A 14,913-nucleotide genomic window follows, 5' to 3' on the forward strand; every position below is an offset into this window, starting at 1 on the left:
ACTTAGAACATCGGAATATATCCTGATGGTGATGTTAAGGACAAAAGTTCCCTACATAGATGCCACGATCGCAAACTTAGCCCTGATCCTAACCTTGAATCTTTTACTGTCCAGAAGATTTTTAGATGAGAGGTCTATTTCTCCTCAGACCTATGCGGGAAAGTGGTTAAGACAGTGATGGGTTGGATCTGAGGTTATTCATCAACGCTAACGTGAAGATTCATTTTGACCAGGATGCCAGGTTGATAAGGTCATTATGAAACGTTTCCGCAATTTCCCTATAGGCTCTCGCCTCTAGCTTCATCCAAGATTTATATCTTCTTGGAGGGGATGGGAGTTTTGAAAGAGAAAGTAAAGATCAGGGGTGAGATCCGCGATCGCTGAACTCCTTCACCGATATTGAAGACAGTACGAGTTTTTCCTGATCATTCAGGCTTTACTGTTGAGGGGTGGAAAGAAATGGGCAGACTAAGGCAAGTCAACATTCAACTTATCTCACCCAACTCTAGAAACCAATTTGTTCTACTCATAGCCCATCAAAATGACATCTGAACAACCAGTACCACTGAAAAATCGGGCAATCCGAGGATCAATCCTGACACTACTGAATAATGGTGGCAGTCAAGTTCTGCGCTTGGCGAGCAGTTTGATCCTGAGCCGACTTCTGTTTCCCAGGGATTTTGGCTTGATGGCATTGGTGCAATCGTTTATGTTCGGGTTAGAGATGTTTTCGGATGTTGGTGTCGTTCAAAGTATTATTCATAATAAACGAGGCGATGATCCTATATTTTTGAATACAGCCTGGACGATTCAAGCCATACGTGGCATCGGACTATGGATTTGTGCAGGGTTGCTAGCCGTGCCAGCAGCTCATTTCTATGGGGAGCCAGCCCTGGCTCAGATCCTTCCAGTTGTGGGGATCAGTGCGTTCCTGTCGGGGCTAAATTCAACCAAAATGGCCACCATGAACCGTCAGATTAAATTGGGAAAGCTGACGGTGATGGAGTTGGGATGCCAAGCTATCACCTTAATTTCAACTGTGCTCCTGGCGTTTTTCCTGCGTTCAGTCTGGGCGTTGGTGATTGGCGGTATTTTCTCAACCTTTTTGAGAATGCTGGCAACCCATTTCTATCTGGAGGGAGATCGTAACTTCTTCTGCTGGAACAAAGAGGCGTTTCAGGAATTACGGGGGTTTGGGCAGTGGATCTTCTTAAGTTCCATCATGGGCTATCTGGCGATTCAAGGCGATCGCTTAGTGTTAGGTCGCATTTTTGATGTTACCTTCCTGGGGGTTTACATGGTGGCATTAACCTTCTCACTGATGCCAACGGAAGTCACTCGGCAGGTGGTGACTCGTGTCTTCTTTCCCTCCTATGCCGAAATCGTTCGTACCCGACCGGAACGACTCTATGCCACGCTCAAAAAGAGTCGGTTTGTGTTGCTCGGTTTAAGTTGGGCAGCTTCCCTATTTCTGTTTTTCTTTGGCAGCTACATGATCCGATTCTTATACCCAGCCACTTTTGCAGGAGCCGCCTGGATGTTACCGTTGTTAGCGCTAGGGACGCTAGGAATATCAATTTCCGCCTCCTATGACAGTATTTTTCTAGCCACTGGCAACTCTAAAGTCAAAGCTGGTTTGGTGGGGATGGAGGCTGCCACAAAACTGGTTGCGATGATTGCTGGTTACTATTTGGGGCAAAAGAGTGGAGTAAATTTGGGTGGACAGATTGGAGGTGTGATTGGGGTGGCTAGTTCTTCCTGGCTTTACTATCCCTTTGAAGCTATCTGCTTAAAACGGATTTCGATGTTGCAGTTGGAAATTGATCTGCCTTTAATTGGCATAGCGGCTCTGTTAGCCGTTGGCACTTACTTAACCTGGTCGGGGGTTTAAATCCAGGCTGATGCCCCGCGACCCAGCTAAGGTTTGTTTGATCGTTTATGGCTCCAAGTAGTCTGTTTCTGCTTGCCTCAACGATGCCTCCTCCAGTTTTCAAAATGGTTGGAAATTAAGGATTTAAAGGATTACCTGAATTTTTTATCCTACAAGGGTTGTTCCGATGAAAGTGACGTTTGTGATGGCGAGTGGCTTCGCTCTTTCCGGCGGCGATCGCATTATCGCACTCTACGCCAATTGCTTAAAGCAGCGCGGACATGATGTCTGTGTCATTTCTAGACCCCCTGGCAAGCCTAGCCTGCGGGAACAATTCCGCTCATTACGCAAAGGCAAGGGGTGGATTAAAACTCAGAAATCCAAATCCCATTTTGATCAGTTAGATGTGCCTCACCGCCTGATCGATCGCTTTCGCTCGATCCAAGATATTGATGTTCCAGATGCGGATGTGGTGGTGGCAACCTGGTGGGAAACGGCTCATTGGGTGGCTAATCTATCCAGAACCAAAGGGGCAAAAGCGTATTTCGTGCAGCACCATGAAGTGTTTGATTATGTGCCCCAGGAACAGGCAAAAGCGTCTTATCTGCTGCCGATGCACAAAATTGCCGTATCCCAGTGGTTGATCGACATTATGGATAAACAGTATGGCGATCAGGATGTTTCGTTTGTGCCTAATAGTATTGATACCGCTCTATTTAATGCCTCTCCTCGGAGCAAACAAGCGCAGCCAACGGTGGGAATTATGTATAGTAAAGCGCCCTGGAAAGGCTGTGATGTGAGTTTGAAAGCGTTTGAAATTGCGGCTAAACGCATTCCTAATCTGCGGCTAGTGGCACTGGGTAGCAATCCCCTAGTAGAGCATTTACCGTTACCGGCTAAGGCGGAATTTCACTTTCAACCGCCGCAGCATACGTTGAAGGATTTGTATGCCAAATGTGATGCCTGGTTATTTGGGAGTCGATTTGAAGGGTTTGGACTCCCGATTCTTGAAGCGATGGCCTGTCGAACTCCGGTGATTGGTACACCTGCCGGGGCGGCTCCGGAATTGCTAGCCGATGGAGCCGGAATTTTAGTCAATATGGACGATCCAGAGGATATGGCACAGGCGATCGAGCGAATTTGCCAACTTTCTAATGCGGAATGGCAAGCCCTATCCGATCGAGCCTATGACAGGGCAAGCCACTACACGTTAGAAGATGCTACGGATCGGTTTGAAGCGGCTTTATATCGAGCGATCGAGAAGCAGAAATCATAATCCCTATTAGGCCTAAGTAAGCTGGTAAGCCTGTGACTACCAACATCCCAAAGCCCAAGCTGTACTGGCCAGAACTTGATGTTCTCCGAGGGCTGGCAGCCGTTTTAATGATTGTTAACCATGCTGGTGTAAGAACCCTGATAGAGGCAGAAGCCCGTCAGGGGAGCATGAGTAGTGTGTTGTTCATTGGGAGTTTTGCCCCGGTTCTATTCTTTTTCGTAACTGGGGTAGGTTCCGGAATCCAATCTAGTCAAAAAAAGGGATCGGGTCGTTGGCGATCGCTCCTGATGAAGGTCAGTATTCTGTTTCTGGCGGATCTACTGATGCATTGGAGTAATGGTCAATGGCTTGGTTTAGATTTTCTAGGGTTTATTGGACTATCCGTGTTGGTGCTGGAATCTGTCCGTCGATCGTCGGCTCCGCTCACGATTTGTACCATTGGCATTGTGGCGATTTCGGTCACCCGCTTTCTGATTAATCCCCTTCTATATAAACTGCTGGGGACGACTCAAACTGGCTGGTGGGGGTGGGATTGGATTTTAGGTACTCCAGCCGTTCCGGGAGTCTCCTATCCCTTGTCGCCCTGGATGGTGTATCCCTTACTTGGGTTTATTGTCGGGGCAATGGCGATGCGCTGGCAGACCACGATCGTCACTCGTCGCTATGCAGTGATCATTGGTCTCATCGGTTTGGGCACACTACCTCTGGTAACCAGTCTCATCCTGGCATGGCGGCAGGCAGGGTTCTTTCGTTGGGGGACGGTTTCCCTGGCGTTTTTTATTGTCAGCTTTGTGCCGATCCTGCTGGGGCTTGCCGGGTCGATGGCTATGAGTGCGGTTCCGCCACTCAAGTCAGTTCAGTCTGCGTTATCCCTACGGGGAGTGGCATCTTTAGCCATTGTGCCGATTCACTACTTCTGGCTTGATCTGCTCGTTAGTCTAGGCGTGAAGGATTTGCATGCTTGGGCGTTTAGTCTATTGACGATCGGGCTATGTATCGTAACTTTCTTACTAGCACGAACTACGGAAATGGTTGGCTTTAAGCTTCAGCAAATTGAATCGCAAAAGCTGTTAAAAATTGGATTAATTACGGCGATTTTTCTGGTTTCCTGTGTCACGCTTATTTATGGTGGAGAAGGTTCAGTCGTGGCGATGTACAGTCGAACGATCGGTCAGTTGATTCTATGTCTGTTGCTGACATTTCGGTAAGTGTCTGCTGCCATCTAGAGTGATGCACTCCTAAGTTGTTTGGTGTTTTAACGTATAGAGTTTTCGAGGGAAAGTATGACTTCAACGGTTGTCAAATCCAATTCATCGGCTGAGAACTTAATGTTCCGCTTTGATTCAGATGCGTTGCAAGCACTGGCACTGCAATATCGAGAGGAGTATGCGAATAACACGCCATTTCCTCATATTATGCTCGATGATTTCTTTCCAGAATTTGTGCTGGATAACATTCTCAACGAATTTCCTAAGCCCGATGATATTGAATGGCAACGGTTTAAAAACTCAGCCGAGAAAAAACTAGCTTCTCGCCATGAACAACAAATGGGGGATGCGACCCGACTGTTACTGTATCAATTGAATTCAGCCACGTTTATTTCATTTTTAGAAACTTTAACTGGAATTGAAGGCTTGGTTCCCGATCCCCATTTCGCGGGTGGTGGGCTCCACCAAATTGAGCCAGGTGGCTTTCTGAAAATGCATGTCGATTTTAACAAACATGAAAAGATAAACCTCGATCGCCGCCTGAATTTGCTGATCTATCTCAACAAAGACTGGGAAGAAGAATACGGTGGCTGTCTGGAACTTTGGGATCAAAATATGACCCGTTGCGAAAAGAAGATTTTGCCAATCTTTAACCGTTTTGTGGTGTTTAGCACTACTGATTTTTCCTACCACGGGCATCCCGATCCGCTGACCTGCCCTGAAGGGAGAACGCGTAAATCCTTAGCTCTTTACTACTACACAAATGGTCGTCCGGCATCAGAAGTGAAGGAAAATGCCCACTCCACTATTTTCTTAGCCCGCCCCAACGACGATATTTCTCAAGCTGATTTGCTCCCGAAGAAGAGCTTTAAAGATGTCGTCAAGCAATTTATTCCACCAATTTTGTTGGAGCTTGGCAAGGGGTTAAAGAAACAATAGGCTGACGTTCTTCGTCTTAACCGTTCATAATGTTGACAAGCCGCTGACTTTCCCAGACTTCTGATTGGTTGTCAGCGGTTCTGTCTCTATGATCTGTTGCCCTGTAGCTTTATCCCTATGTTTGGTGCTCCCAACTTTCTTGTACCCATCGTGATGTGGGGCTGGATTCCCTGTGTTCTATATATCTTTGCCACCTATCCAGCTCAACGAGCAGTGGTCATCAGCTTCATCGTGGCATGGCTATTTTTACCTGGGGCAACATTTGATCTTCCTAGCATACCGGACTACACCAAAATGTCAGCCACCTGCTACGGCATTTTGTTGGCAACCCTGGTGTTTGACTCTAGCCGCTTCAGCACGTTCAAATTCAGTTGGCTAGATCTTCCAGTGCTGATGTGGTGTGCCAGTCCATTTATTTCTTCTGTGGCGAATGGCTTGGGCCCCTATGATGGCTTTTCCAATGCCCTGACTCAGATGGTTACCTGGGGGTTACCCTACTTTTTGGGCAGGCTGTATCTGAGCAATTTGTCGGGAATGCGCTATTTAGCGATCGCGATATTTGTCGGTGGGGTCATTTATGCGCCCCTATGTATCTTTGAAGCTCGGATGTACCGCAATATCCATGCGATGGTTTACGGGTTTCAAGATTACGCCACCAGCTTCTTAATTTCCTTGCGCTATGGGGGCTATCGACCCGCCGTATTCATGCCCAGTGGTCTGATGCTGGGGGTTTGGATGATGCTAGCCAGTCTGATGGCGATCGTTCTGTGGCGTACCAAAATTGTGAAGCAGTTATGGAGTATGCCGATGGGGCTGCTCACAGGCTTCGTTGTATTTACCTTTGTCATCGTCAAGGCAACAGGGGCATACATTCTACTGGTGCTGGCACTGGTTTGCCTCTATATGGCGAAATGGTTTCGTACCTCAATTTTGCTGTGGATTATTGCGGCATTACTGACGGCTTATATGTATATGGGCGTAGTTGGCACATTCCCAGGGCCGCAGATTGTGGCGTATATGTCACAGGTGTTCTCACCCGATCGGGTGCAATCGGTCGAATTCCGCTTTCAAAATGAGGAACTGCTGGGCGCTAGAGCCAGACAGCAGATGTTATTTGGTTGGGGGGGGTTTGGTCGAAATCGGATCTTTAACGAATATGGTGAAGACATTTCGATTACAGATAGCCTGTGGATCATTGTATATGGTGTGAATGGTGCGTTTGGTTTAGTGAGTATCTTTTCAGCACTTCTCCTACCACCGCTTGCCTTTAGCCTGCGCTATCCAGCTAAATGGTGGTGGAAACCTGCCGTGACTCCTGCCGCTGCCCTGGCTATTGGCATTATGATGTATACCTTTGACTGTGTTCTGAATGCCATGACGAATCCGATATTTATGTTGGCCTGTGGCGGGATTGCTGGACTTGCCTCCAAACCAGTGCCTAAGGAACTGATGAAGTCTTGAGGTGGGGTAATTTACTGCCTGGAAGATTAAATTTCTGTCAGCGAATTTAATCATGCTAGAGAGATGAAACCATTGGTAAATCGATCGGGTAATGATAGAAATAGGGGTGGAAAAACAGTGTTTTATCTACCTGAAATCCGGGCATTCTGAGTATGGTTAGTCATGCAGTATCGGCTGCAATGACTCGATTAAATTTTTCTCGACTGGCACGATAATTATTCTTTTTATGGCGAATAAATTGCAGTCAATCGAATCTTCTGTGTCCACGCAGCAGGAGTCGCTGAGTTTGTGGCAACAGATTGTGGAAGATTGGGTAGCCCACGGAAAAGATTGGACTAAACCTGGTTTCCGAGCGGTGGCAATTCAACGGTTTGGTGTGTGGCGATCGGGGTTGAAACCTCTAATTGTGCGGGCTCCGTTCACTATTCTGTACATGATGTTGTTTCGCAAAGCTCGGAATACCTATGGGATTGAGCTACCCTGTACCGTCAAGTTAGGTCGTCGAGTCATTATCGAACATCAGAGCGCGATCGTGATTCATGGCTATAGCGAAATTGGGGATGATTCCATCATTCGTCAGGGGGTGACGTTGGGCAATCGCCATCTCGATCGTCCTCTAGATGCGCCTAAACTGGGGCAGCGGGTGAATGTTGGAGCTGGAGCCAAGATCTTTGGCAATGTCACAATTGGAGACGATGTTAATATTGGGGCTAATGCTGTAGTGCTGACGGATGTTCCGGCGGGGGCAACGGTGGTTGGCATTCCCGCCAAAATTATTAAACTGCCAAAACCGCAGGATGCAGTTGATGCTGTGAATGGTGCGGCGGAATTGGATGTGGTGGTGCAATCCCAGTAACGATCGATCGTTCACAACGATTCAGAGGTTAAACTCACCAACAATGGCTACCCATCGCCCTCTTAATGTCTGATCTCAGCCATGGCTGGCGGCGATTAATGGCTTGGCTCGTCTCGTCTGTTAATACCCTAATGTACGGAACCCAGAACCAGTATGTCTGTAGCACTTCCCCTGAACCCAGAAACGCGACTGCTGATTGTGACGGTTAACTACCGAACTGCTCCTTTAGTGATTGCAAGCTTGCGATCACTGGCATCTGAAATGGAACGGCTACCACATACCCAGGTCGCAGTTGTCGATAACAACTCGGGAGATGACTCGGTTGAAAAAATTGCGGCGGCGATCGCGGCTGAAGGGTGGAGTCAGTGGGCAACTCTAATGCCGTCAAGCCTGAACGGGGGCTTTTCCTATGGAAATAACTATGCAATCCGTCCGGCTTTGCAATCGCCAACCCCGCCTGATTACTATCTCCTGTTAAATCCGGATGCACAGGTGCGACCCGGCGCACTCCAGACGTTGATTGAGTTTATGGATCAAAATCCCCAAGTCGGGATTGCAGGCAGTAGTTTTGAAACGGAGGATGGTAAGTCTTGGCCCTATGCCTTTAAGTTCCCCAATTTTCTCGGTGAGTTTGAGAATGGCTTGAGACTGGGGTTAGTCTCGAAGTTGCTCTCTAAATGGCGAGTCGTTCAGGTGATGGATCAGCACCAGCCCCAGGCGATCGATTGGTTGCCGGGAGCCTCCATGATCATTCGCCGCGAGGTATTTGATGCGATCGGACTGATGGATGAAGGCTACTTTCTGTACTACGAAGAAACGGATTTTTGTCTACAGGCAAAGCGGGCGGGCTGGGAAGTTTGGTATGTGCCCCAGAGTCGTGTCATGCACATTTTGGGTCAAAGTACCGGCGTAACTGCCATCAACCAGAAGCCGAAGCGACGACCCCAGTATTGGCATGAATCCCGACGGCGGTATTTTCTGAAGAATCACGGTTGGCTCTATGCCGCGATCGTGGATGCCAGTTGGATTATTGGGTATGGACTGTGGCGGATGCGTCGAGTGATTCAGCGCAAGCCAGATCAAGATCCACCTATGCTCCTGCGTGATTCGATTCAGAATAGCGTGGTTTTCCATCCGCGCATTCCAGCTCAAACCCTACCCGACCCCCAACCCGTGGCTGACCTGGCTAATCCGCAACCTGCCGTTCATTAGTTGATCAACCAGGGGCGAGCCAGGAGGAAACTAGAGATTGATTTTGCATCAGCGATTTCTCCCGTCTGAATTGCTTGTTCCACTTCCTCCAGGGTCATTAATACGACATCAATATCTTCGTCATCGTCCTGGGCTGGAGGGTTTTCTAACCATTCCAAGTCCTGGGCTAAAAAGGCATAGATGATTTCATCGGAGTAGCCAGGAGCAACAAAGAATTCCCCTAATTTTTGCCAACGATGGGCACGATAGCCAGTCTCTTCTTCAATTTCTCGTTGAATGGTGGTGGCTGGATCTTCATGGGCTTCAACCGTTCCGGCGGGAAATTCCAGTAATCGCCCTTGAGCTGCAAACCGATATTGCCGCACTAAGACAAATTTGCCTGCTGGCGTGACGGGTACGGCTAAGGCTCCGCCGGGATGCCGGATACATTCCCACTCACCTTCCGATCGATTCGGGAGTCGTAAATGGGCGACTTCAAAGGCAAACTTCCGTCCTTGATAGAACAGGCGTTGTTTTAGGAGTTCGGGTGGCTCTGAACCGATAGGCATATCCATAAAAAATTATATGGGGATTAGACATCAGGAGTCGGTAGTGGCTCGACCCCTGAACAGTCTACCGTTTGCACTAGCTCCGCGATCGCTTTTCCAGACATGGGTTCTTTCCAGTTGGGGCTGATCTCGGCTAAAGGAACTAGCACAAAAGCCCGTTCTGCCATACGGGGATGGGGAATTTTGAGGGTAGGGGTATCAAGGATCAGGTCATCGAACAATAGTAGATCTAAGTCCAGCGTTCTAGCTGCCCAGCGTTCTCGCCGGACTCGCCCGAATGTAGCTTCAATCTGCAACAGGGTGGCTAATAGCTGGAGTGGTGACAGGTTGGTTTGTAACAGGGCACAGCCATTTAAATAGTCGGGTTGGGGTGGTCCCACTGCTTTGGTTTGATACCAATGTGAGTGTGCTAAGAGTTGGATATTGGGTGTTTGGGCTAGTTGCCGTAGGGCTGACTCCAAAATCGCTAAAGAGTCTCCTAAGTTACTACCTAACGCGATCGCACTCAATCCTGTCACAGTCGTCCTCATTTCCCATACCAGCGATGGGGTTAGTCAGTGGTTGGTAGCTTTAGTTTGCGTTTGAGTTGCAGCCAGCGGTTGCGTAATTGCCAAAACTTACTGCTTTCCATCGCCGCAATTTGTGCTTGTGACTTTTGCCATTCCGCTTGAGCCGCAAATAGACCGATTTCAGCCTGATGCAGTCGTTCATGCATGGTCAGCAGTTCTGCCTGCGTTTTATCGAGTTCAGTCTGCACTTGATGCTTTTCTGTTTCGAGTTGTTGGCGAGTGGCAGAGAAATGGTCTAACTCTGCCTGAGCTTGCTGGAACTGTGTCTGCAATTGTTCTGCTGCAACTTGGGCTGCCTGTAACTGAGTTGTAGCCTGCTCTAAGGTACTTTGCAGGCGTTCAATCTCTGCCTGAGAAGTGGTGAGTTCTTGTTGTATGGCTTGCATTTGCTCCGTCTCGGTGAATCCCATCCAGCTGCGATCGGGATGAACTGCCACAATATTATTACTAGTGAATCGACCAGAAAACTTGATCGGTAAGCCTGACCACTGACCAAAGGTAAAAATCTCGTAACCTAAAGATTGTAAAAACTCTAAAACGTCAGCAGCACTACTACCCTGAGCTTGGAGAGCAGCGTCAGATAGTTCTAGCAAGAGGAGAGGACGGTAAGTGATAAGACTTTGTTTAGCCCCTTGAAGGACTGAAAATTCTGCCCCCTCAACATCCATTTTAATCATATCAATTTGATGAATCGCAGCTTCTGCAATCCAGTCATCCAATCGTTGAACTGGAATTATTGTTGTTTCAGCAGCAGCGACACCTTCATAGATGAATTGACCTAGTGTATTCTGTCCCGCATGTTCGTTGTTAGAGAGCTTTAGTTCGATACTGCCATTGATGTTAGCTAGGGCGATCGGAACTGCCTGGATGTTTGTAATTTGATTCAGTGTAATGTTAGATTGCAACCGATTAAATTCACGGGGACTAGGCTCAAATGCGTAGACTAAACCTTCGGAGCCAACGATGCGTGAGGTAAACAAAGCATAGAGTCCATCATTCGCTCCAACATCTAAAAAAGTCATGCCTGGTCGAAGGACGCGACTAAGCCAATAAAATTCGTTGGGTTCGTAACAACCAGCGATAAATAGTTGGCTACTGAGATCGTTAGCCAAGTAAAGCGAAATTTTTAGATCAAAGTGCCAAATTAATTGAATTTCTTGCTCAATCTGCTTGGCTTTGAAATATTCCCAAATTGCTCGGCGTAGTTGAATTTCAGGTTTAGGGCTATTCCAATCAATATTAAAGTGCCAATCTGGATAGGGCTGTAGGGGATAGCTAGAGATTAAGCTTTCTGCTAGTGCCAGGACGCTAGCGGTTTCCATGTGCTCAACCTGATTGTTCAATTCCGTCCAAGTTGCGCGATCGAAACTGGAAAGTTTCTGCAAGTATTTCCGATGAAAGAACGTTAAATTTTCTTCTTGATCATAGGACTGTTTTTCAGCCTTGATCAGAATAAAGCCTTGCTTAGTCAAGTAATCTATAATCTCATCTTTACTATGAGCACCTGCATAAAGTTGGGTTGGTGTAATAGCTACCTCTAGTTTGATTTTGCCAATATCCTTAAGCCGTTCACCTGCTGACTTGATTACCTCAAAATCACTGCCTTGGCTATCAATTTTGAGGTAATTAAGGTAATGGATATGCAGTTGATTTAACGCAGTATCCAGGCGAATTGTAGGGACAAAGGTAACTTGTTTAACTTGCAGTTTTTCACTACCAATCCATTGTTTTAATCCATTTGGATCAAAGGATAATAAGGAACTAGTTGCATCATCTTTATTCAGGTAAAAGTGGCTAATACCATCGTGACTGGAGATTGCAGCCGGAATGACTATATAATTGGGAATAATATCTGCAATCTGTGCAGCTAGTTTAATATTAGGCTCAAAGGCGTAGACGGCTAAATCAGAATTAGTTTGTGCGTGAGGTAATGTAGTTTGCCCCAGATGAGCGCCGACATCAATCCAAATCCTATGGGTATCCGGATCAGTAAGCTGTTGTTCTGGTAAAGTTTCTAATAGTTTGTCCTGATTAAGCGGACGTTTGGAACCAACGAAAACAGCACGGTGTAGTAATTTATCTAACGGTTGGCTCCAATTGAGATCAAAATCCGGATAACAGGGTTGATACTTACTAACATAAGCAAAACCGAAATATTGCGTTAGCATTGCCATTACCCATGGTCGGGTCGGACGACAACCAATGCCAGAATACGCTTGGTTTGGATCATGAATATTCTCAGAAACAGGATTAATAGTTAATGTATTCCCAGGCGTGACACAGGTTTCTAGCAAAATCAAATCACGGCAAACCTGAGCCATTGCTTTCAATGCAACTTCAGGTTGGGATAAATGATAAAGAGTTCCGTAGCAATAAATAATATCAAAAGTTCCGAGAAATGTTAGATCGGTAGTTGCTTCTAAATCTAAAATTCTGGTTCGACGATGAGGATAGCGTCGGCGGATTTCACTGACATTTTCTGGACGACCATCCGTAGTTAATACTGAACATCCTAAATCTTCAAAAAACTGTGTATGTAAGCCGATGCCAGCACCTACCTCTAAAACTGTTTTACCTGCTAGTTGGAGGTTTAAAGAAGCTAGATGATCTTGGCGAGCTTGGTTAATTTTAAATGCTTCATCGGTTAGAAAAACTTCAAAATGTTCTGACATTGGCTTGAAATATGAATGCAAATCTATAGAACTTAAATTGGAGAATTCTTTATTCAATCTCCCACTCTAGTGGAGGATAGACTTGACCATAGCCAAACCAGAGCCGTTCACTTTCTGGGGTAGGTAAAATATCGATCGCCAATAGTTTGCTTTTGATTAAATGGTGATGACCAAACCCCTCCTGGTATGCTCCTATTAGATCAATGTAGTATCGACCAGGCAGCAGCAAAGGAGGGATTTTGACATAGATGAAATGCTGCCCAGGACTGCAAATTAGACCCTGTTGGGATAATGAATTACTAGTCATTGGCTCTAAAAAAACTTTGCCGTGAGCATCACTAATGTAAAAGCCAAACCGGATACTCTCAATTGGTGCTCTTACTGTATATTCAAATCCAACCAGGAACGGGCTGCCAAATGGAATATTTGGGAGAATGTGTTTGTCTGTGTCAGTCGTGAAAATTCGGTTACAAACTACTTCATGTAAAATTTCTGGGGGGGGGACAAAGGCTTCACCGGTAGGAGGTTCTGGTTCTGGCTCGGGTTCTGGCTCGGGTTCTGGCTCGGGTTCCGGTTCGGGTTCCGGTTCGACAAACTCTTCCTCGGGCTCGATCTCTAAACTTGCTTCGGTTTCCGGCTCTGCCTCTAGCTCAATCAGCTTAATCTCCTCAAATAGGAGCGGGTCAGCTAAGCGAACGCTTTCGATGTAAGCATCAACCGTTTCTACAGCATCGCCAATTTGTTTCACCCGTCCTCGTTCGAGCCAGACGACTCGCTGACAAGACTTTTTCAGAAAATCCAGATCATGGGAAACCAGTAGAATCGTGGCGTTAGCGTGCCAGAAGCGTTCAATGCGGCGCTTACATTTGTTTTTGAAGCTTTCGTCCCCCACGGAAAGGACTTCATCCAGAATCAAAATATCGGGTTGTACATCGGTGGCGATCGCGAAGCCTAACCGAGCGACCATCCCTGAGGATAGGGCTTTGACGGGAACCGAAGCATAATCTTCTAACTCAGCGAACTCTAAAATGGTCTGTGCCCGTTGCCGCATCTCCTGCTTGGAAAACCCCAGCATGACTCCATAAAGGACAATATTATCCATCACGGACAACTCGATTTCGAATCCGGCTCCAAGTTCAATCAGGGGTGCAATTTTGCCGCGAATCCGTAGCCGTCCGCTGCTAGGCTTCAAAATATTACAGATCACCTTGAGCAGGGTCGATTTACCAGAACCATTAGCACCAATAATGCCAATCTTTTCGCCAGCATCAACCGTGAGGTCGATCTGATCTAAGACCATTTTCCGGGCGGGTTTACGATATTTTCCTTCCAGTAATGACAAGATCGTTTTTTTCAGGTCATAGGAGAACTCTTCCTGAGTTCGGCGTGACAGCGAGACCTTATCCAGGCGAATGACTTCCATCTAGAGCAAATCCATAAACTGCGATCGCCACCACTGAAAGCAACCCCAGCCTAGCCCTAAAATTACCAGGCTACTTAAAAGGGCTCCAAAAATCAGATGGTAGTCAGGAGATTGGTCAGAGAGCACAATTTGGCGAATGCTTTCAATAATTGGTGTCAGGGGATTTAAACTGAGTAACGGTTTTAGCCGGGGATCTACGATCTCAGAGGGGTAGAATACAGGGCTACTAATCCAGAGAACAAATACCACTAACTCATAGAAGTACGGTAGATCTCGGAAGAACACATATAACGCACTGACTAAAAACCCCACACCTAAACTGACCAGAGCTAAGGACAGGAGCGGAATCGGGAGCAGCAACAGATGGGTCAGGTTATGAGCGCGGAATAGCGCGACCAGGAGCAACAGGGGCAAGGAACCCAGCGCAAACTGGAACACATTAGCGGCAATCACCGAAATGGGAAAGATGCTAATTGGCAACTGAACTTTGTTGAGCAGTGAACCATTACCGACTACGCTGGTGAGGGCTTGAGCGGTTGAAGCGGAGAAGAAGTTAATCACCACTAAGCCGGTGAATGCTGCCAGGAGATAGTTGATCACCGAGTTGTCATAGTAAGCGGCAAATGTAGCACCAAAAATTGCCGTATACAGACCGGTCATAAACAACGGATTCAGGAGTGACCAGTATATGCCCAGAAACGAGCCGCGATAGCGCACCTTGAGATTGCGCCGTACCAAGACATACAATAAATCCCAATAGCGCTGTGCCTCGGATAAAGAAATTGCCCTCTGGACTGAAATAGCCATGCCGGAATAGATGCTAGTGGGTGTAGTGACAATTGCTGATCTAAAATCTCTGGTATCGGTGCCGATGTCAAC

At 47.0% G+C, this 14,913-nt stretch carries 12 protein-coding genes; 7 read left to right on the top strand and 5 right to left on the bottom strand.

Features of this window, described 5'->3' with window-relative positions; translation table 11 throughout:
- The first annotated feature begins 541 nt into the window (after window positions 1-541).
- From ACN4EK_RS27365 to ACN4EK_RS27395, 7 genes are all read left to right on the top strand, one after another.
- Window positions 542-1,891, top strand: coding sequence for an oligosaccharide flippase family protein (locus tag ACN4EK_RS27365; protein ID WP_431661502.1), 1,350 nt, complete (start codon window positions 542-544; stop codon window positions 1,889-1,891).
- Between the two features lie 166 nt (window positions 1,892-2,057).
- Entirely contained in the window at window positions 2,058-3,146 is a 1,089-nt protein-coding gene (locus ACN4EK_RS27370; protein WP_431661503.1) for a glycosyltransferase family 4 protein, read from the top strand.
- 32 nt (window positions 3,147-3,178) lie between these two features.
- Entirely contained in the window at window positions 3,179-4,354 is a 1,176-nt protein-coding gene (locus ACN4EK_RS27375) for a heparan-alpha-glucosaminide N-acetyltransferase domain-containing protein (RefSeq protein WP_431661505.1), read from the top strand.
- A 75-nt stretch (window positions 4,355-4,429) separates the two neighbouring features.
- Window positions 4,430-5,293, top strand: a complete 864-nt coding sequence (locus tag ACN4EK_RS27380) for a 2OG-Fe(II) oxygenase (RefSeq protein ID WP_431661507.1) — start codon at window positions 4,430-4,432, stop codon at window positions 5,291-5,293.
- A gap of 117 nt (window positions 5,294-5,410) precedes the next feature.
- Window positions 5,411-6,754 carry an O-antigen ligase domain-containing protein gene (locus tag ACN4EK_RS27385; protein WP_431661508.1) on the top strand — a complete coding sequence of 448 codons (1,344 nt, stop codon included), beginning with the start codon at window positions 5,411-5,413 and terminating at the stop codon, window positions 6,752-6,754.
- 259 nt (window positions 6,755-7,013) lie between these two features.
- The gene (locus ACN4EK_RS27390) at window positions 7,014-7,610 is read left to right on the top strand and encodes a serine O-acetyltransferase (protein ID WP_431661509.1); all 597 of its coding nucleotides are present in this window, start codon (window positions 7,014-7,016) and stop codon (window positions 7,608-7,610) included.
- A 153-nt stretch (window positions 7,611-7,763) separates the two neighbouring features.
- Complete coding sequence (locus tag ACN4EK_RS27395) at window positions 7,764-8,822, top strand: glycosyltransferase family 2 protein (RefSeq protein WP_431661510.1); 1,059 nt, start codon at window positions 7,764-7,766, stop codon at window positions 8,820-8,822.
- Here ACN4EK_RS27395 and ACN4EK_RS27400 read toward each other — a convergent pair.
- From ACN4EK_RS27400 to ACN4EK_RS27420, 5 genes are read right to left on the bottom strand one after another with little or no spacing between them, the layout of a single operon-like run.
- Window positions 8,819-9,370 (bottom strand): NUDIX hydrolase, encoded by a 552-nt coding sequence (locus ACN4EK_RS27400; protein WP_431661511.1) that lies wholly within the window; start codon window positions 9,368-9,370, stop codon window positions 8,819-8,821. The genes ACN4EK_RS27395 and ACN4EK_RS27400 overlap by 4 nt on opposite strands.
- Window positions 9,371-9,393: 23 nt before the next feature.
- Complete coding sequence (gene folK / locus ACN4EK_RS27405) at window positions 9,394-9,888, bottom strand: 2-amino-4-hydroxy-6-hydroxymethyldihydropteridine diphosphokinase (protein ID WP_431661512.1); 495 nt, start codon at window positions 9,886-9,888, stop codon at window positions 9,394-9,396.
- A 32-nt stretch (window positions 9,889-9,920) separates the two neighbouring features.
- Window positions 9,921-12,668 (bottom strand): FkbM family methyltransferase, encoded by a 2,748-nt coding sequence (locus ACN4EK_RS27410; RefSeq protein WP_431661513.1) that lies wholly within the window; start codon window positions 12,666-12,668, stop codon window positions 9,921-9,923.
- Complete coding sequence (locus ACN4EK_RS27415; RefSeq protein ID WP_431661515.1) at window positions 12,661-14,034, bottom strand: ABC transporter ATP-binding protein; 1,374 nt, start codon at window positions 14,032-14,034, stop codon at window positions 12,661-12,663. Before ACN4EK_RS27415 ends, ACN4EK_RS27410 begins: the two co-directional genes overlap by 8 nt.
- Window positions 14,035-14,841, bottom strand: a complete 807-nt coding sequence (locus tag ACN4EK_RS27420; protein ID WP_431661516.1) for an ABC transporter permease — start codon at window positions 14,839-14,841, stop codon at window positions 14,035-14,037.
- Window positions 14,842-14,913 lie beyond the last annotated feature (72 nt).

This window comes from Pantanalinema rosaneae CENA516, from assembly GCF_050753385.1.
Classification (GTDB): Bacteria; Cyanobacteriota; Cyanobacteriia; order Leptolyngbyales; family Leptolyngbyaceae; genus Pantanalinema; species Pantanalinema rosaneae.

What these genes read in the sequence shown, in the direction of transcription:
- ACN4EK_RS27365 (WP_431661502.1), top strand. Translation starts at nt 542, where the DNA reads ATGACATCTGAACAACCAGTACCACTGAAAAATCGGGCAATCCGAGGA.
- ACN4EK_RS27370 (WP_431661503.1), top strand. Translation starts at nt 2,058, where the DNA reads ATGAAAGTGACGTTTGTGATGGCGAGTGGCTTCGCTCTTTCCGGCGGC.
- ACN4EK_RS27380 (WP_431661507.1), top strand. Translation starts at nt 4,430, where the DNA reads ATGACTTCAACGGTTGTCAAATCCAATTCATCGGCTGAGAACTTAATG.
- ACN4EK_RS27385 (WP_431661508.1), top strand. Translation starts at nt 5,411, where the DNA reads ATGTTTGGTGCTCCCAACTTTCTTGTACCCATCGTGATGTGGGGCTGG.
- ACN4EK_RS27395 (WP_431661510.1), top strand. Translation starts at nt 7,764, where the DNA reads ATGTCTGTAGCACTTCCCCTGAACCCAGAAACGCGACTGCTGATTGTG.
- ACN4EK_RS27400 (WP_431661511.1), bottom strand. Translation starts at nt 9,370, where the DNA reads ATGCCTATCGGTTCAGAGCCACCCGAACTCCTAAAACAACGCCTGTTC.
- ACN4EK_RS27415 (WP_431661515.1), bottom strand. Translation starts at nt 14,034, where the DNA reads ATGGAAGTCATTCGCCTGGATAAGGTCTCGCTGTCACGCCGAACTCAG.
- ACN4EK_RS27420 (WP_431661516.1), bottom strand. Translation starts at nt 14,841, where the DNA reads ATGGCTATTTCAGTCCAGAGGGCAATTTCTTTATCCGAGGCACAGCGC.